This is a genomic window from Streptomyces sp. NBC_00457, assembly GCF_036014015.1.
Classification (GTDB): domain Bacteria; phylum Actinomycetota; class Actinomycetes; order Streptomycetales; family Streptomycetaceae; genus Streptomyces.
On record NZ_CP107905.1, the window covers coordinates 7,986,445 to 8,004,845 of the forward strand.

Here is an 18,401-nt window from a genome sequence, read left to right on the forward strand (position 1 = left end):
GACCGACCTGCTGGCCCAGCACCTACGTATCGCACTCAAGCACCGTCCGGCACAAAGAACACCGCGCCCGCACTCGCCCCCGCACCGGCACCCTGATCCGCTGGTGGCAGGTCGGGCAGGGGAACGTGACGCGGAGGTGGCCGCCGCCGTCGGGGCTGAAGGTGTAGGGGACGCCGGGCTGGGGGCCGTGGACGTGGCGGCGGTCGCGGGCGTAGCGGCGGCGGCCCGCCCAGCCGGCCGCCGTCAGCGGGGGCTGCTGCTCGTCGTGGCGGGCCTGGACCATGCCCTTCGTGTACGCCGTGTAGGCCTGCGGACTGGTGAACCACACGGACGGGTCCTCGCCGAACACCAGGGCGCGCTTGGCGAGGACGTACCCGAACTCCTCCGGTGTCAGATAGCCGAGCTTCTGCGACGACGCCGCGTCCTCCCGGTAGGCGTCGAGGAGCAGCCAGCCGGCGCCCAGGTACGTCGTCGCGGTGTCGGTGAGGATCTCGTTGTCGCGGGTGCCGGGGAACGACAGGTCGAGGCGGTGCAGATAGACGTGCATGATCTCGTGGGCGAGGGCCGCGCCGATGTCCCGCCGGTGGGTGCGGAAGCGGTCGTTCAGCTCGACGAAGTACTCGGGTCCCGCGGCGAGTTCGACGTTCGCGGCGTGCTTCATCTCGCGGAAGCTGACGATCACCCGGGCGTCCGGGAGCCGGTAGTGCCGCACCAGCTCCCGGGCCACTCGCTGGGCGCCCAGATACAGGTCGTCGGTGTCGCAGAACGCCACGTCGACGGGGGCCACACTGATCGCGAACGTCTGGATGGTGTCGTACGACAGCCGCTTGTAGAGCGCGGTGATCGACTCCCGCACCGTCTCCAGGTGTGGGTAGCCGTGCTCGACCGGTCCGTCGTTCGCCACGCCTGTACCCCCAAGACGCCCTGACCCGATTCCACTCTACGAGGGTCTGAGCGGGTTTCGCGGGTCGGACATCAGGCGGAGCCCGGCTTCCGGCGACGGCCCCTCGAACTCCAGCACCCACACCTCGTTGCCGCCCTCCCGCAGCACCGGCCCGGGGACGTACAGCGTGTGCTGTGGGCCCGCGGACCAGTAACGCCCGAGGTTGAAGCCGTTGATCCACACGAACCCGCGCGTCCAGCCCGGCAGCTCCAGGCAGGCGTCCCCGGCGCCGCGGACCATGACGGTACCCCGGTACAGGCCGGGGGCACCCTCCCCGGCCGGCGGTTCGAAGGGCACGCCGTCCACCCCCGCGTCGAAGGCGTCCAGGCGCAGCGCACGCGCGCGTACCCCGTGCAGAAACTGCCGCTCGTGCAGGACGCCCCCGGTGATGCCCTTGGGCTCCCCGGACCGCGGCCCGTAATTGACCCTCCCCAGGGACTCCACCCACAGCTCCACGCGCGCGTGCCCGGCAACCGGCTCCTTCAGCTGCTCGTCGCCCTCGGTGAGCACCCCGGCCCGCGTCCCGTCGACGTACACCACCGCCACATCCCGCAGCCCGCGCGCGATCAGCGGATACGGCTGCCGCGGCCCCGGCACGGTGACCTCGTACCGTACGAGCCCCCTGTCCACGTCCAGCTCCTCGAAGGACGGCGGGAGGGGAGAGACGGTCTCCGGGCCGCCGAACGTCTCCAGTACGGCACTCAGGGGCGCCCAGCCCGCGAGGTCCACGTCGGCCGGGGCACCCAACGGCTCAGGCGTCGGCGGCGGTTCGGGCAGCGGACCGTCGGCGTACTCGGCGAGCACCTCGCGCAGGCGCCAGAACTTCTCCGTGGGGCGGCCGTATTCGTCGATCGGCGCGTCGTAGTCGTAGGAGGTGACGTCCGGCTCCAGCGGCCCGTCGTGCATGTCGCCGCCGCCCCGGTTGGCGCCCGCCCAGCCGGCGAAGTTGGTGCCGCCGTGCGCCATGTAGATGTTGACGGAGGCGCCGCACTCCAGGATCTCGCGCAGGGATTCGGCCACATCCTGGGCGTCGCGCACGGTGTGCTGCCCGCCCCAGTGGTCGAACCAGCCGCACCAGAACTCCATGCACATCAGCGGGCCCTCGGGGCGGTGCCCGCGCAGCGTCTCGAACGCCACGCGCGCGTGGGAGCCGAAATTGACCGTGGCGAGGACTCCGGGCACGGATCCGCCGGAGAGCATGTGGTCCTCCGGGCCGTCCGAGGTGAACAACGGCACCGTGACACCCTGGTCCCGCAGCAGCTCGGCGAGGCGGCGCAGATACTCCGCGTCCGAGCCGTAGCTGCCGTACTCGTTCTCCACCTGCACCATGATCACCGGGCCGCCGCGGTCGATCTGCCGGGGCACGACCTCCTCCAGCAGCCGGCCGAACCAGCGCTCCACGGGACGCAGAAAACGCTCGTCACGCGTGCGTGCATGCCCCGGCACCCAGTGCGGCAGCCCACCGTTCTCCCACTCGGCGCAGATGTACGGCCCCGGCCGGACGATCGCCCACAAGCCCGCCTCCCGCGCCGCGTCCAGGAAACGGCCCAGCGCACCCACGTCCCGGAACCTGCCGGGACCGGGCTCATGCAGATTCCACGGGACGTACGTCTCCACACAGTTCAGGCCCATCGCCCGCAGCATCGCCAGCCGGTGCCCCCACTGCTCCTCGTGCACGCGGAAGTAGTGCAGCGCACCGGACAGCAAACGCACCGGCCGCCCGTCCAACAGGAAATCCGTGTCCCCCACCGTGAAGTCGCTCATGCCGTCACCCTCGCCCCTGGCGGCGATCACGTCCATGGACAAAGATCGGCGCTGGTTGGACGGAAACGACCGGGACGGAAGCGACCGGGACGCAAATGACCTGGAATCACACGACCGGGACGCACACGACCTGGACGTACACGACACGGAGCGGAGTCGGCCGCGGATGTACCACACCTGGATGCGGTTCTTCACGCCCGGCCCCGCCCACCACCGGCTCGGCCTGGTCTGCCTAGGCGTCGGCCTCCAGTACGGCGCCCTGCCCACCGTAGGACCGCGCACCCTCGACAGCCACGTCGCCGTCGTGATCAGCACCGGCGGCGGCTGGTACGCCGGCCCCGACGGCCGCCGTACCACCGTCACCGCGCCCGCACTGCTGTGGCTCACACCCGGCGTCCCGCACCACTACGGGCCCGACCCCGACACCGGCTGGGACGAGGGCTTCGTCGGCTTCGCCGGACCCGCCACCGCCACCTACACCGAACTCGGCTACATCGAACCCGGCCGCCCCGTGGTGCCCCTCGCGGACGCCACCGGCCCGCGCGCCGTCGTCGCCCGCATCGTGCGCGCCGCCCGTCGCGACAACCCGCTCCTGGAAGTGGAGACCGGCGCCGCCGTCCACGAACTCCTCGTCGCCCTGCGCCGCGCCCGCGCCGACCTGACCCCCGCCGGAAACCAGGTCCTCAAGGCGCTCGCCCGCGACGCCTGTCTGCCGATGTCGGTCGCCGACCACGCCGCCCGGCACGGCATGACCACCGCCGAACTACGCGCCGCCGTCCGCCGCGTGGCCGGCTGCAGCCCCAAGGACTACCTGCTCGGCATCCGCCTCGGCCGCGCCAAGGAACTCCTCGCCGCCACCGAACTGCCCGTCGCCGCCGTCGCCCGCCGCGTCGGCTACGACGACCCCGCCTACTTCTCCCGCCTGTTCACCCGCCGCGTCGGCATGGCCCCCATCCGCTTCCGCGCCCAGGAGGGCCGCACCGTCCCCGGCGGCTGGAGCGACCGCATCCCCGACCCCGACGACCCACCCGTCATCGAACGCCCGCGCTGAGCGCTCCGCTGGAAGCACGCAGTTGGGCCGTCTTTCGTCTGCGGCGCCGTCGTGGCTGGTCGCTCCCCCACTCTCGGCTTCGCTCGAGCGGGGAGACCCCCATCGCGGCGGAGCCGCATATCAGACACAGCCCCGCGCCCCTTCGGGCCGCGGCCCGGCCTCCCCGTAGGGTTTCGCCCATGACCACCAGCAACACCTCGACCGGTGACGTCGACCCCGCCGTCCGCGAGGAACTCGCCCGGCTACGCGACAGCATCGACAACATCGACGCGGCCGTCGTCCACATGCTCGCCGAACGCTTCAAATGCACCCAGCAGGTCGGCCACCTCAAAGCCGCGCACCAGCTGCCGCCCGCCGATCCCGCCCGCGAGGCCCGGCAGATCGCCCGGCTGCGCGCACTCGCCGAGAGCGCCAAGCTGGACCCCGCCTTTGCTGAGAAGTTCCTCAATTTCATCATCGGCGAAGTGATCAGACACCACGAGATCATCGCCGAGGACACGGTGAACGGCTCTATGCCGGCGGCCGATTGACCTCGTTCTTCGCTCCCCGGGGCGTGACATGCGCGCCCGCGCGCGGCATGCTGCGCTGTGCACTCCTTGTCAGCTGACGAGCACGCCCCGTCAGCGCCCGGACATAAGCTGGTTGTCCACGCGGGAGGGACGCCGGGCCATGCCGTCGGAATCCAAGATCCTCATCGTCGACGATCACAAGGACACGCTCTACGCACTGGAGAGCGCCCTGGCGCCGCTGGGCTATCTGCTGGCCCGCGCCACCAGCGGTGACGAGGCACTCAAGCAGGTGCTCCGCGGCCGGGTCGGCCTTCTTCTGCTCGATGTGCGCATGCCCGGCGTCGGCGGCCTCGACGTGGTCCGCTACATGCGGCGCGTGGAACAGACCCAGTACATCCCCGTCATCCTGCTCACCGGCTACGGCGCCGACCACGAACTGACCTCCACCGCCTTCGGCCTCGGCGTCGCCGACCTCGTCATGAAGCCCATCGACCCCTGGGCCCTGCGCACCAAGGTCCGCTACCTGTACGACGCCCACCAGCGCCACCTCGCTCTCGAACGCGAGGTCCGCGCACTGCGCGCCCTCGTCCAGGACCACCCCCCGCGGCCCGCGCTGCCCCACCCCGACGCCCGCGTACCGAACCAGCGGCCCTCGGGCACCCAAACCGGAAAACTCGAACAGGACCGGACATAGGTCGCGTTACCGATCCGAGCCTGTGCGTTGTCAGTGGCATCAGGCAGCATGGCCTGCATGTCCGTACTCACGCGCGACGAAGCGCAGACCCGTGCCCGGCTTCTCGACGTCCACCGCTACCAGATCGAACTCGATCTGACGCGAGGCGAGGAGCTCTTCGACTCCGTCACCGTCATCCACTTCACGGTACGGAGCGATCTCGAGGCCTCGGACACCTTCGTCGAGCTCAAGCCCGCCGAGCTGCGCAATGCCCGCCTGGACGGACGCCACCTAGACCTGGACACCCTGGACGAGAACCGGCTGCCCCTCAAGGACCTCACTCCGGGCGAGCACGTACTGCACATCGACGCCGGCATGCGCTACTCGCGCACCGGCGAGGGCATGCACCGCTTCACCGACCCCACCGACGGCGAGACCTACGTCTACACCCAGCTGTTCATGGACGACGTCCAGCGCGTCTTCGCCGCCTTCGACCAGCCCGACCTCAAGGCCGTCTTCGAACTGTCGATCAAGGCCCCCGAAGGCTGGACCGTCCTCGCCAACGGCATCACCGAGCACCAGGGCGACGGCCTGTGGAAGGCGGCTCCCACCCCGCTGATCTCCACCTATCTCGTCGCCGTCGCCGCCGGCCCCTGGCACTCCGTGCGCACCGAACACCGCGGCCTGCCCTTCGGCCTGCACTGCCGCCGCTCCCTCGCCCCTCACCTCGACACCGACGCCGAGGAACTCCTCGAGGTCACGCGCGCGTGCTACGACCGCTACCACGAGAAGTTCGAAGAGCCCTACCCCTTCGACTCCTACGACCAGGCGTTCGTCCCCGAGTTCAACGCCGGCGCCATGGAGAACCCCGGACTGGTCACCTTCCGTGACGAGTTCGTCTACCGCTCCGCCGTCACCGACACCGAGCGGCAGACCCGCGCCATGGTCATCGCCCACGAGATGGCCCACATGTGGTTCGGCGACCTCGTCACCCTCCGCTGGTGGGACGACATCTGGCTGAACGAGTCCTTCGCCGAGTACATGGGCTACCAGACCCTCATCGAAGCAACCCGATTCACTGACACCTGGGTCGAGTTCGGCGTCAACCGCAAGGCCTGGGGCTACGACGCCGACCAGCGCCCCTCCACCCACCCCGTCGCCCCCGAAGCCGTCGACGACACCGCCTCCGCCCTCCTCAACTTCGACGGCATCTCCTACGCCAAGGGCGCCTCCGCACTACGGCAACTCGTCGCCTGGCTCGGTGAGAAGGACTTCCTCGCCGGCATCAACACCCACTTCGCCCGCCACAAGTTCGCCAACGCCGCCCTCGCCGACTTCATCGACTCCCTCGCCGCCGCCACCGACCGCGACGTCCACGCCTGGGCCGACGCCTGGCTGCGCACCACCGGCGTCGACACCCTCACCCCCCACATCACCCCCGGCGACGACGGCACCTGCACCCTCACCGTCGACCATGCCGGTAGCCGCCCCCACCACATCGCCGTCGGCCTCTACGACCTCGACCTCACCGACGAAGGCCGCCTCACCCTGCGCGAACGCCTCGACCTCGACATCCCGCAGACCGACACCCGGCCCATCGGCAAACGCCCCGCACTGCTCCTGCTCAACGACGGCGACCTCAGCTACGCCAAGGTCCGCTTCGACACCGACTCCTTCCGGGCCGTGCACGCCGGCCTGTCCGGCCTGCCCGACCCCCTCACCCGAGCCGTCGTCTGGAACGCCCTCAGGGACGCCGTACGCGACGGCGTCAGTGCCCATCCGGGGACGACCGCCGAACCCGCGATGCCCGCCACCGCCTACCTCGAAGCGGCCCGCGCCCACCTCCCGCACGAAACCGACCTCGCCATCGTCCAGGGCGTCCTCGCCTTCGCCGCCGGACAGATCGCCGACCGCTACCTCACCCCCGAGCAGCGGCCCGCCGCGCTGACCACCCTCTCCGACCTCTGCCGCGACCTGATGCGCCGCACCGAGGACGGCGACCACCCCGGCCTGCGCCTGATCGCCGTACGCCACTTCATCGACGTCGCCGCCCAGCCCGACACCATCGCCGCCTGGCTCGCCGACGGCACCGTGCCCGGCGGCCCGGAACTCGACCCCGAGCTGCGCTGGCGCGTCCTGGCCCGCCTCGCCGTCCTCGGCGCCACCGACGAGTCGGCCATCGCCGCCGAACTGGACCGCGACCCCAGCGCCACCGGCCAGGAAGGCGCCGCCCGCTGCCGGGCCGCCCTGCCCGACCCGGACGCCAAGCGCACGGCCTGGGAGGCGATGTTCGCCACCGACGACCTCTCCAACTACCTCTTCACGGCAACCGCCCAGGGCTTCTGGCAGCCCGAACAGGCCGACCTCGTACGGGAGTACGTGCCGCGCTACTACGCGGACGCCGTCGCCGTGGCCGCCCGCCGCGGCCCCGCCATCGCAGAAGCCGCCGGCCGCTGGGCCTTCCCCGTCCACGCCGTCGACCCCGACACCCTGCGTCTGGGCGAGACCTGCCTGCGCGACGGCGACCCCATCCCCGCCCTGCGCCGCAAACTGGTCGACCAGCTCGACGACCTCGCACGGGCCTTGCGCGTCCGGGAGGCATAGGAACCCGGACCTCGCAACTCCGACACCCCCAACACGTTTTCCCCGCACGGAAGTACCCCCATTCGGGTTCCGATCGTTGGGCTTTTCGGGCGCCACCACGCAACCGCGTACAAGCTGGAACCCCCTCTGCCCGGCGCCCGGAGGACACCCATGAGCACGCTGCTGCCCCAAGGCGGCTCCGAGGAAGTGCCAGCACGCCCCCACGCCGCCCGGCACGCACTCTCGCCGCACCAGTCAAAGGCTCAAGTAGCTCCTCCCCCACTCTCGGCTTCGCTCGAGCGGGGGGACCCCCATCGAGAGCCTTCGCCCGGCACGCCGAGAGCACGCACCGAACGACGCGGGAACGCACTCTCACTTCCTCGGAGCCGCCTCGCCTCAGGACCCGAGGGCCGCCACGCCCTGCGGCCGCTGCTCGACACCGTCCTCGACGCGCTCCACGCCGGCGAGCGGGCCCGAGGCGGCCCGCTGCCCGCGGGAGGCCCGGACGCGGTCGCAGCGCGCGTGCGGGACGCGGTGGGCGACGTACTGCCCGACGAGGGCGACCCGGACGCCCTGCGCGTCCTCGTGCAAGCCGTCGCCGAAGGAGCCGCCGACCCCGCGCACCCCCTGTGCGCGGCCCACCTCCACTGCCCACCCCTCGCCGTCGCCACCGCCGCCGACCTCGCCGTGTCCGCCCTGAATCCGTCGATGGACTCGTGGGACCAGGCACCAGCCGCGTCGGAGCTGGAGGAACTGGTGACACGAGCACTCGCGAACGAGGTCTACCCGGACGCGAGGAACTGCGCGAACGGCCCCCACCGGCCCGCAGCCGACACCGCACAGCACCACCCCGACGCCCTCATCACCACCGGCGGCACCGAATCCAACCAACTCGCCCTCCTCCTCGCCCGCGAAGCACACGGCCCGAGCGTGCGGCTGGTCGTCGGTGCCAACGCGCACCACACGCTGCCCCGCGCCGCCTGGCTGCTCGGCCTGCCCGCCCCCGTCGTCGTACCCGCGCCCGCCGGCACCCTCGATCCCGCCGCCCTCGACCAAGCCCTCACCGCACTCCCCGGCCCGATCCTCGTAGCAGCCACCGCGGGCACCACCGACGCCGGACTCATCGACCCCCTCCCCGACATCGCCGCACTCTGCCGAACCCACGGCGCACGACTCCACATCGACGCGGCGTACGGCGGCCCCCTCCTGTTCAGCCAACGCCACCGCGCCAAGCTCACCGGACTGGCAGCCGCCGACACCGTCACCCTCGACCTGCACAAACTCGGCTGGCAACCGGTCCCCGCCGGAGTCCTCGCCGTCAAGAACACCCGCGACCTCGCAGCCCTGCACCACCACGCCGACTACCTCAACGCCGACGACGACACCGAAGCCGGCCTCCCCGACCTGCTCGGCCGCTCCCTGCGCACCACCCGCCGCCCCGACGCCCTCAAAATCGCCGTCACCCTCAAAACCCTCGGCCGCACCGGACTCGGCACACTCATCGATCACATCTGCGACCGTGCCCGCGAATTCGCCGCACTCGTCCAGGAACACCCCGGCTACGAGCTCTACGACACACCCACCCTCAGCACCGTCCTGTTCCGGCCCACCACAGCCACCGACGCCGCCGTCGCCGCCGTACGCCGACAACTCCTCACCGACGGCCGCGCCGTCCTCGGCCGAGCACGCCTCGACGGCCGGCTGTGGTTCAAAGCAACGCTCCTCAACCCCGCCACCCGGCCAGGCGACCTCGCCGGGCTCCTGAAACTCGTGGAAGGAACCACCCCCCGATGACCCACCCCCCACGCCACGAGCCCGACACCACCCGCGACCTCGTCGGCGTCGGCATCGGCCCCTTCAACCTCTCCCTCGCCGCCCTCACCCACCCCCTCGCCGAACTCGACACCGTCTTCTACGACCAACGCCCCACCTTCGCCTGGCACCCCGGCCTGCTCATCGACGGCGCCACCATCCAAGTCCCCTTCCTCGCCGACCTGGTGACCCTCGCCGACCCCGCCAGCCCCTGGACCTTCCTCAACTACCTCAAGGCCCGCGACAGGCTCTTCCCCTTCTACTTCGCCGAGCGCTTCCACATCCAGCGCGCCGAATACGACGCCTACTGCCGCTGGGTCGCCGAAAACCTCCCCGCACTCCACTTCGGCCACCAAGTCGACGCCGTCCGCTTCAACCCCGAACGCGACGTCTTCGAAGTCGACTTCACCAAACTCGACACCGACGGCGAAGCCGACGCCCTCGGCCGCACCTACACACGCAACATCGTCCTCGGCATCGGCACCGAACCCCACATCCCCGAACCACTCAAACCCCTCGTCGACGCACCCGCCGTCCCCGTCATCCACGCCGCCGACTACACCGACCACCGCGACACCCTGCTCGCCGCCGAACACGTCACCGTCATCGGCTCAGGACAGTCCGGCGCCGAAATCTTCCTCGACCTGCTGCGCCACCGCCCCGCCGGCCGCGAACGACTCCACTGGCTCGGCCGCACCGAAGCCTTCGCCCCCATGGAGTACTCCAAGCTCGGCCTCGAACACTTCACCCCCGACTACACCCGCTACTTCCACTCCCTCGCCGAACCCGTCCGCGACCGCCTCGTCACCTCCCAATGGCAGCTCCACAAAGGCATCGACACCGACACCATCGCCGCCATCCACGACGAGCTCTACCGCCGCACCCTGCACGGCGGCTGGCCCGACGCCGTCCTCACCCCCGGCGTCCACGTCCGCACCGCAGGACGCGTCGCCACCACCAAAGTCGAACTCCACCTCGAACACACCCAGCAGAACACCCGCTCCCGCCTCACCACCGACGCCGTCGTCCTCGCCACCGGCTACCGCGAACGCCCCCTCGACCGCCTCCTCGCCGGCCTCGACCCCTACCTGCGCCGCGACAGCCGCGAACGCCCCCGCATCGACGAACACTTCCGCCTCGTCCTCGACCCCGCCGTCACCACCTCCGGCTGCCACGTCTACGTCCAGAACGCCGAACACCACACCCACGGCGTAGGCACCCCCGACCTCGGCCTCGCCGCCTGGCGCAGCGCCACCATCCTCAACTCGCTCACCGGCAAGGAGACATACCCCCTCCCACGCCGCACCGCCTTCACCACCTTCGGCCTCGAACCCCAACCCCTTATCCCACCCGCCCGCCGACCCCTCACCCCCCTCCTCGACGGACGCTGACACGACAACGACAACGACAACGGCGCCGGAGCGCGAACGCCCCGACGCCGTTGACCCGCAACCCCGCGCCCTAGAACACGGGCGTACCGCCCCGCGTCAACTTCCAGTCCACCGACGCGAAGTCCTTCGGATCCAGCACACCCTTCGCCGTCACCCACTCCGCGATCCGCGTACGGATCTCCGTCGACTCCGCCCACACCTCCTGCGCCGACGCCACATGCGGGAACGCACCCCCGCCATTCGCCCGGTAGTTGTTCACCGCGAACACGAACTTCTGAGCCTCATCCAGCGCGGCGCCGTCGTACGTCAGATTCTTGATCCGCGAACCCGCCGCCTGCGCGATGTCGATCTCGTACGACAGCCCCGACACGTAGTCGTAGTTGTAATCCGGACGGCCGCCCGCGTTCGTCAGCTTCTCCACATCGACCGCCGCATCCGGCGCCGTCTGCACGAAATACTCCGCCGAATACTCCAGATACGCCTTGAGCTGCGCACCCGTCATCAACTTCGCGACCAGCGTGTTGTCGTACACATACAGACTCGACAGATCCCGGATCGTCACATCCCCCGCCGGAATCTCCGACGTCCGCGAGAACGGCGACGCCTGCGCGATCACCGGCAGCGAGGCGTACTCCGAACCCGCCAGCGCCGCCCTGACCACGTCCTCCTGCACCTTCGTGATCAGATCGATGATCGGGGCGTCCTTGTACCGCGCGTCCACCGTCGTCAACGTCGCCGTGGCCGTGCCGACGACCTGGTTGACGTACTCGACCACGATGTCGTGATCGTCCTTCAGCAGCTTCGTGATCCTCGGGTCATCGGCGACCGTCTTCGCATCGCGCACCGTCGCCTTCACCGACTCGACCCGCCAGCGGCCCTTCTCGAAGACCAACTCGAAGTCGAACAGCGACAACCGCTCCGCAAAGCACAACGGCTCCGACAACACCACGGTCTTGCCGGTCTTCTCATTCGTGACCAGCAGCTCAGCGATCTCCGTGTGCGCATGACCCACCAGGATCGCGTCGATGCCCGGCACCTGCTGAGCCACCAGCGCCGACGAGTTCTCGATGTACGGCAGCTGATCACCGTACGACGACGTCCCCGACGAACCCGAGTGCGCCGACACCACCACCACATCCGCGCCCATCGACCGCAGCCTCGGCACCCACTTCGCCGCCTGCTCCTCCAGACCCGGGAACGTCAGCTTCCCCTCGACATACGCCTTGTCCCAGATCGCGATTCCCGGATTGGTCAGCCCCAGCACGGCCACCTTCACCGGCGGGGCGCCCGGCACCCGGAACGTCTTCATGAAATACGGCGGGAAAGCGGGCCTGAGCGTCTTCGCGTCCAGCGCGTTCGCACCCAGCAGCGGGAAATCACACTGCTCCTCGAACTTCCGCAGCGTCTCGATGCCGTAATTGAACTCGTGATTGCCCAGCGCCACCGCGTCATACCCGATCGCGTTCATCGCCGCGGCCATCGGATGAACCGGCCCGCCCTCGGCGGTGATCGGATCCACCTTCGCGTAGTAATACGTCAGCGGAGTGCCCTGGATCGTGTCACCCGCGTCCAGCAACAGCGTATTGCGGCGGCCCTTCTCCTCCCGGACCTGATTCACCAACGTCGAAACCCGCGCCAGACCCTGCGCATTGCCCTTGGCGTCCGTGTACTCCGCGTTCTTGAAATAGTCCCAGTTGAAGATGTGCCCGTGCAGATCCGTCGTGCCCATCACCGTGAACGCGTACCGCTTCACCGGCTTCCGCCCCCTCTTCGCCTCCGCGGCCTCCGCCGCCGGAGCCGCCGCAGCACCGGCGATCGCCACCCCCGCCCCGGTCACGGCGGACTTCTGCAGGAACTTCCGGCGGTTCAACGGCATCTCTGGACACTCCTCGGGCCACGGTCAATGACGCGCGTAGACCGAACACGGTCGACAACGCGCGTAGATTCTGACCCGGACATGCCCAGCAGCAACAGGCCCTACAGGTTTCGATCTGATGACCCACCCCACCAACTCGCCCACTCCGTAAGCGAGTAAGGCGTGACAGAGTGGGGCGTATGACCACACCACCCCCAGACGACCCCCACCCCGCCGTCCCCTACGGCACCCCCGAAGCCCCCCGCATCGCCGTCCGCGGCGAAGCCCGCCTCGAAGTCGACCCCGAAATCGCCCGCATCGTCGTCACCGTCGCCACCCGCGGCAAAGACCGCCGCACCGCCCTCGACGACCTCACCCGCCGCAACACCACCACCCTCGACCTCATCAAAACCTACGGCGACGCAGTCGAACGCCTCGAAACCGGCGCCTTCTCCATCACCCCCGAACTCACCAAACACGGCCGCGGCGAACGCATCCACGCCTACCACGGCCGCGTCCACATCACCGCCGAACTCACCGATTTCACCGCCCTCGGCGAACTCACCACCCGCCTCGCCGACCAAGAACTCACCCGCGTCGACGGCCCCGCATGGGCCCTCCGCCCCGACTCACCCGCCCACCGCCAAGCCCGCCAGCAGGCCGTGAAGGAAGCCGTCCAGCGGGCGAGGGAGTACGCCGAAGCACTCGGTACCTCACTCGCGGCACTGGTGGAACTGGCCGACATCGGCGCCGAGAACCACGAGCCGTACGCAGTCGCCGGCAACGCCCGCATGCGCTCCGCGGCCTTCGCCGCCGAAGACGCCGCCGCCTCCCTCGACCTCGAACCCCAACGCCAACGCGTCTACGCCCAGGTCAACGCCCGCTTTACGATGGCACCGCCCCGCCTGTGAATACGCGACAGCCTGCGAAATGCTCATCGGAGCACCCAGCCGCACAATTCAACACTTGTCAATAGCCCTTCACGTAAAGGTTGTTGAGTAGTCATGCGGGACCAATTCTCTACCCACCGGTAAGCCCTAGGCTCAAACCATGCGCCGAGTAAAGATCGTCTGCACCCTGGGCCCCGCCACCGACTCATACGACCAGATCAAGGCACTGGTCGAAGCCGGAATGGACGTCGCCCGATTCAACCTCAGCCACGGCAGCTACGCCGAACACGAGGAGCGCTACCAGCACGTCCGCAAGGCCTCCGACGAGACCGGCCGCAGCGTCGGCATCCTCGCCGACCTTCAAGGCCCGAAGATCCGACTCGGCCGCTTCACCGAAGGCCCCGTACTCCTTGAACGCGGCGACACCTTCACCATCACCGTCGAAGAAGACGCGCAGGGCGACCGCGCGCAGTGCGGCACCACGTACTCCGGCCTGGCAGCCGACGTCACCGCCGGCGAGCGCATCCTCGTGGACGACGGCAAAGTCTGCCTCGAAGTCACCCAGGTCGACGGCCCCCGCGTCCACACCACCGTCGTCGAAGGCGGCATGGTCTCCGACAACAAAGGCCTCAACCTCCCCGGCGTCGCAGTGTCCGTCCCCGCCCTCTCCGACAAGGACGAAGCCGACCTCCGCTGGGCCCTGCGCATGGGCTTCGACGTCATCGCCCTCTCCTTCGTCCGCAGCGGACGCGACATCGACGACGTGCACAGGATCATGGACGAGGAGGGCCGCCGCCTCCCGGTGATCGCCAAGGTCGAAAAACCGCAGGCTGTCGAGGCGATCGAGGACATCGTTGCCGCCTTCGACGGCATCATGGTCGCCCGCGGAGACCTCGGCGTCGAAATGCCGCTGGAACAGGTCCCCATCGTCCAGAAGCGCGCGATCAAGCTCGCGAAGAGGAACGCCAAGCCGGTCATCGTCGCGACCCAGATGCTGGACTCCATGATCGACAACTCCCGGCCGACCCGCGCCGAAGCGAGCGACGTCGCCAACGCGGTCATCGACGGCACGGACGCGGTGATGCTGTCCGGCGAGACGAGCGTCGGCAAGTACCCCATCGGGGTCGTCAAGACGATGGCGAAGATCGTCGAAGCGGCCGAGGAGGACATCCTCGCGAAGGGCCTCCCGCCACTGACCGAACGCAACAAGCCCCGCACGCAGGGCGGTGCGGTGGCTCGTGCGGCCGCGGAAATGGGCGACTTCCTGGGCGCGAAGTTCCTGGTCGCCTTCACCCAGTCCGGCGACACAGCCCGCCGCCTGTCCCGCTACCGCTCCCCGATCCCCCTCCTCGCCTTCACACCCGAACCGGCCACGCGATCCCAGCTGAACCTGACGTGGGGCGTGGAGACGTTCCTCGGCCCGCACGTCGACTCCACTGACGCGATGGTCGACCAGGTGGACGAACTGCTCCTGAAGTACGGCCGCTGCCAGCAGGGCGACGTCGTGGTCATCACGGCGGGTTCGCCGCCCGGCGTCTCGGGGTCGACGAACCTGGTCCGGGTGCATCACATCGGGGAGGACGACAAGTAGGTGGGCTGTCAGTGCTTCGGGCCCACGTGGGTGTCCATCAGGGCTACGGAGGCTTTGCGGGCGATGGAGATGTTGCGAGCGTTGGCCTGTCGCCACTCGACGCCGACGCGGTCGAGCGCCGCAGTGAAGAGCCCGATGATGTCGCCCGACAGGTTGGTGAAGAAGTACCGGGGGTATTCGTAGCGCTTCCGCTCGCCGCCTACGAGACGGGTGGCCCAGTTCGTGATCCGGCAGCCGTCCGAGTGGATGAGGCCGCGGATGAACTCATAAGGGTGAGCCTCGACGATGGCCTGCTGCCAGGGTTCCAGAGCGATCCTGCGTTCGTGCTTCTTGCCAGGGCCGTGCTGGGGGAAGAGGCAGGGCCAATGCGCGTAGTAGCCAACCACTGATACGTAGCCTTGTGCCTGCACTCGGTATGCGTTGCGCGCCGGGTTGACCGAACGCATAGCGGCCTCACAGGCGTCGATCAGCCCTGGCCATGCGTCTGCGCACGCGATGCGGAGGTAGTGGCCCGTGCCGCGGGGGTGGGCGCTGATACAGCCGTCGCCGAGATAGAGGCCCAGCAGGTAGGAGTACGAGACTTCGTCGGTCGGCGGCCCCGGCGGCGGAGCGGCCATACGTGGCAGGGGTTCAAGTCGGACCTGCCAGGAACGGATCGCGGCACGTGAGATGCCCGTCTCCCGGCTCACCGAGTTCAGGCTGCGGCCATGTGCAACCAGCGTGAGCGCCCGCTTGCGTGTGCTGATGTCGTACATGCGGACACTCTGGGAGGGTGATCGCTACGACACGCAGCAAAAAGCGGATGTTCACGAGAACGTGGACATCCGCTTCTAGGTGCCGACCTTGGAATCGAAGGAAAAGTGCCCCGGGTCGGACTCGAACCGACACTGTATGGGTTTTGAATCCATTGCCTGCTGCCAATTGGGCTACCGGGGCTCGCAGAATCCAAGGTTTCCCTTGACCCTCCGCGCACCCACCTTACCGCAGCTAGGTAGTCTCTTGTCAGCAGCACCCCTGCCCCGAACGAGGAGCCCCCGTGACCGCCCCCGAGTCGCCCCAGCCCGTAGACGCGCCCGACGACGACAAGTCGCACGTGCCTCCGCTGACGACCCGTGTCGTCATTGCCGAGGACGAGGCACTGATCCGGCTCGATCTTAAAGAGATGCTGGAGGAGGAGGGTTACTCCGTCGTCGGTGAAGCCGGTGACGGGGAACAGGCCGTGGAGCTTGCCCGCGAGCACAAGCCCGACCTCGTGATCCTCGATGTGAAGATGCCCAAGCTCGACGGGATCTCCGCTGCCGAGAAGATCGCCGAGGAGCGCATCGCTCCCGTCCTCATGCTGACCGCCTTCTCGCAGCGTGATCTCGTCGAGCGGGCCCGGGACGCCGGTGCCATGGCGTACCTCGTGAAGCCGTTCAGCAAGAGCGACGTCGTTCCGGCGATCGAGATGGCCGTCTCCCGGTTCACGGAACTGAAGGAGCTGGAGAAGGAGGTCGCGGACCTCTCCCTGCGGCTGGAGACTCGGAAGCTGGTCGACCGGGCGAAGTCGATCCTTCAGACGGAGTACGGGCTGACCGAGCCGGCGGCGTTCCGGTGGATTCAGAAGACGTCGATGGATCGCCGGATGTCGATGCAGCAGGTTGCCGAGGCGGTCATTCAGGACGCCGAGGAGAAGAAGGGCAACAGCAAGGGCTGAGGCCGGCCCCGCCAGCATGCACGAGGCCCGCGCTCCCGGATGGGGGCGCGGGCCTCGTCGTATCGGCGAATGGATCTCAGTCTTCGCCGAGGTATGCCTTGCGTACCGATTCGTCGTGCAGCAGGTCCTGCCCGCTGCCCGACAGCACGATGTTGCCGACTTCCATGACGTGTCCGTGGTCGGCCAGGGACAGCGCGGCCTGGGCGTTCTGTTCGACGAGGAGGATCGTCGTGCCCTGGGATTTGAGTTCGACGATCGTCGCCATGATCTTCTGCATCATGATCGGCGAGAGGCCCATGGAGGGTTCGTCGAGCATGAGCAGCTTCGGCTGGGACATGAGGGCGCGGCCCATGGCGAGCATTTGCTGTTCGCCGCCGGACAGGGTGCCTGCTGCCTGGTTTCGGCGTTCGCCGAGGATGGGGAACAGCTCGTAGGCCCGTTGGATGTCCTTTTCGATGCCCTCCTTGTCGTTCCTGAGGAACGCGCCGAGTTGGAGGTTTTCGAAGATGGTGAGGCGGGGGAAGATGCGTCGGCCTTCGGGGGAGTGGGCGAGGCCGAGGGAGACGATCTTGTGGGCGGCGACGCCGGTGAGGGGTTTGCCGTCGAACAGGATCTTTCCGCCGGTCGGCTTCAGGAGGCCCGAGAGGGTGCGCAGGGTGGTCGTCTTGCCGGCGCCGTTGGTGCCGATGAGGGTGACGACTTCGCCGGCTTCGACGCTGAAGGAGATGCCTTTGACGGCTTCGATCTTGCCGTAGGAGACCCGGAGGTCCTCGACTTCGAGGAGTGCGGTCACTGGGCTTCTCCCTTGGTGCTGGTGCTGCTCTGCGCTTCGGCGGCCGCGACCTCGGCGGCTTCCGCCTCGCCGGGGGCTCCTTCGAAGGGTTCGCCGAGGTAGGCGGCGATGACTCGCTCGTCCGCCTGGACGACCTCCGATGTGCCTTCGACGAGTTTTTCGCCCTGGACGAGGACGGCGACTCGGTCGCTCAGGTTGAAGACGAAGCGCATGTCGTGCTCGATGAGGAGGACGGCGATGCCCATGTCGCGGATGGCGAAGACCAGTTCCTCGGTGGCTCGCGTCTCCTGGGGGTTCATGCCGGCGGTGGGCTCGTCCAGCAGGAGCAGGCCCGGCTCGGACGCCATTGCCCGCGCGATCTCCAGCTTGCGCTGTTCGCCGTAGGGGAGGTTGCGTGCGAGGTGGTCGCGCTTGTGGGCGAGGCCGATGAACTCGAGGAGTTCCATGGCCCGTTCCTCGCTGGCCTTTTCCGCCTTCTTGAACCCGGGGCCGCGCAGCAGTGCGGACCACAGGCCTTCCTTTGTCCGCGTGTGGCGGCCGACGAGGACGTTCTCGAGGACCGTCATGTTGGCGAAGAGGCGGATGTTCTGGAAGGTGCGGGCGATGCCGGCCTGTGTCACCAGGTGTGGCTTGGGCGGCAGGACGGTGCCCTTGTAGGAGACGGTGCCTTCGGTCGGGATGTACAGGCCGGTCAGGCAGTTGAAGAAGGTTGTCTTGCCGGCGCCGTTGGGGCCGATGAGGCCGACGATTTCGCCTGCGTTGACGGTGAAGTCGACGGAGCGGACGGCGGTGAGGCCGCCGAAGCGCATGGTGACGCCGCGGGCTTCGAGTACGGGTGTAGTCATGGTGC

Annotated in this window: 15 protein-coding genes and 1 tRNA gene; 9 read left to right on the top strand and 7 right to left on the bottom strand. The window is 68.9% G+C overall.

The features are described from left to right. Positions 1-22 precede the first annotated feature (22 nt). Together OG828_RS36460 and OG828_RS36465 are read right to left on the bottom strand one after the other, a co-directional pair. Complete coding sequence (locus OG828_RS36460; protein ID WP_328366451.1) at positions 23-904, bottom strand: hypothetical protein; 882 nt, start codon at positions 902-904, stop codon at positions 23-25. A 36-nt stretch (positions 905-940) separates the two neighbouring features. Beyond that, positions 941-2,707, bottom strand: a complete 1,767-nt coding sequence (locus OG828_RS36465) for a glycoside hydrolase family 35 protein (RefSeq protein WP_328503568.1) — start codon at positions 2,705-2,707, stop codon at positions 941-943. Between the two features lie 166 nt (positions 2,708-2,873). Between OG828_RS36465 and OG828_RS36470 the strand changes: the two genes are divergently transcribed. The 6 genes from OG828_RS36470 (at position 2,874) to OG828_RS36495 (ending at position 10,726) form a co-directional block, all read left to right on the top strand. Then, positions 2,874-3,758 carry an AraC family transcriptional regulator gene (locus OG828_RS36470; protein ID WP_328505005.1) on the top strand — a complete coding sequence of 295 codons (885 nt, stop codon included), beginning with the start codon at positions 2,874-2,876 and terminating at the stop codon, positions 3,756-3,758. A gap of 179 nt (positions 3,759-3,937) precedes the next feature. Next, on the top strand, positions 3,938-4,288 hold the full coding sequence (locus OG828_RS36475; protein WP_328366454.1) for a chorismate mutase: 351 nt from the start codon (positions 3,938-3,940) through the stop codon (positions 4,286-4,288). Between the two features lie 139 nt (positions 4,289-4,427). After that, a complete protein-coding gene (locus OG828_RS36480) occupies positions 4,428-4,961 on the top strand; it encodes a response regulator (protein WP_328366456.1) in 534 nt (177 codons plus the stop codon). 57 nt (positions 4,962-5,018) lie between these two features. Beyond that, complete coding sequence (gene pepN / locus OG828_RS36485; protein WP_328503569.1) at positions 5,019-7,544, top strand: aminopeptidase N; 2,526 nt, start codon at positions 5,019-5,021, stop codon at positions 7,542-7,544. Between the two features lie 399 nt (positions 7,545-7,943). Next, positions 7,944-9,317 carry a pyridoxal phosphate-dependent decarboxylase family protein gene (locus OG828_RS36490; protein WP_443062526.1) on the top strand — a complete coding sequence of 458 codons (1,374 nt, stop codon included), beginning with the start codon at positions 7,944-7,946 and terminating at the stop codon, positions 9,315-9,317. After that, positions 9,314-10,726, top strand: coding sequence for a lysine N(6)-hydroxylase/L-ornithine N(5)-oxygenase family protein (locus OG828_RS36495; protein ID WP_328503570.1), 1,413 nt, complete (start codon positions 9,314-9,316; stop codon positions 10,724-10,726). The genes OG828_RS36490 and OG828_RS36495 overlap by 4 nt, the downstream gene beginning before the upstream one ends. 70 nt (positions 10,727-10,796) lie before the next feature. On the opposite strand, the gene OG828_RS36500 is transcribed toward OG828_RS36495, so the two are convergent. Further along, the gene (locus tag OG828_RS36500; protein WP_328503571.1) at positions 10,797-12,602 is read right to left on the bottom strand and encodes a bifunctional metallophosphatase/5'-nucleotidase; all 1,806 of its coding nucleotides are present in this window, start codon (positions 12,600-12,602) and stop codon (positions 10,797-10,799) included. A gap of 179 nt (positions 12,603-12,781) precedes the next feature. Here OG828_RS36500 and OG828_RS36505 point away from each other — a divergent pair, with 179 nt between their 5' ends. Together OG828_RS36505 and pyk are read left to right on the top strand one after the other, a co-directional pair. Next, entirely contained in the window at positions 12,782-13,492 is a 711-nt protein-coding gene (locus OG828_RS36505; RefSeq protein WP_328503572.1) for an SIMPL domain-containing protein, read from the top strand. Positions 13,493-13,631: 139 nt separating this feature from the next. Further along, positions 13,632-15,062 carry a pyruvate kinase gene (pyk, locus tag OG828_RS36510; protein ID WP_328503573.1) on the top strand — a complete coding sequence of 477 codons (1,431 nt, stop codon included), beginning with the start codon at positions 13,632-13,634 and terminating at the stop codon, positions 15,060-15,062. A gap of 8 nt (positions 15,063-15,070) precedes the next feature. On the opposite strand, the gene OG828_RS36515 is transcribed toward pyk, so the two are convergent. Together OG828_RS36515 and OG828_RS36520 are read right to left on the bottom strand one after the other, a co-directional pair. Beyond that, positions 15,071-15,817, bottom strand: coding sequence for a helix-turn-helix domain-containing protein (locus OG828_RS36515; protein ID WP_328503574.1), 747 nt, complete (start codon positions 15,815-15,817; stop codon positions 15,071-15,073). 106 nt (positions 15,818-15,923) lie between these two features. Further along, a tRNA-Leu gene (locus OG828_RS36520) sits at positions 15,924-15,998 on the bottom strand. A gap of 100 nt (positions 15,999-16,098) precedes the next feature. Between OG828_RS36520 and OG828_RS36525 the strand changes: the two genes are divergently transcribed. Next, positions 16,099-16,758, top strand: coding sequence for an ANTAR domain-containing response regulator (locus OG828_RS36525; RefSeq protein WP_328366475.1), 660 nt, complete (start codon positions 16,099-16,101; stop codon positions 16,756-16,758). A gap of 76 nt (positions 16,759-16,834) precedes the next feature. Here the strand turns inward: OG828_RS36525 and OG828_RS36530 are convergent, their stop codons facing one another. Both OG828_RS36530 and OG828_RS36535 read right to left on the bottom strand, forming a co-directional pair. Next, complete coding sequence (locus OG828_RS36530) at positions 16,835-17,551, bottom strand: ABC transporter ATP-binding protein (protein WP_210575980.1); 717 nt, start codon at positions 17,549-17,551, stop codon at positions 16,835-16,837. Continuing rightward, complete coding sequence (locus OG828_RS36535; RefSeq protein ID WP_328366480.1) at positions 17,548-18,396, bottom strand: ABC transporter ATP-binding protein; 849 nt, start codon at positions 18,394-18,396, stop codon at positions 17,548-17,550. The genes OG828_RS36530 and OG828_RS36535 overlap by 4 nt, the downstream gene beginning before the upstream one ends. Positions 18,397-18,401: the final 5 nt, after the last annotated feature.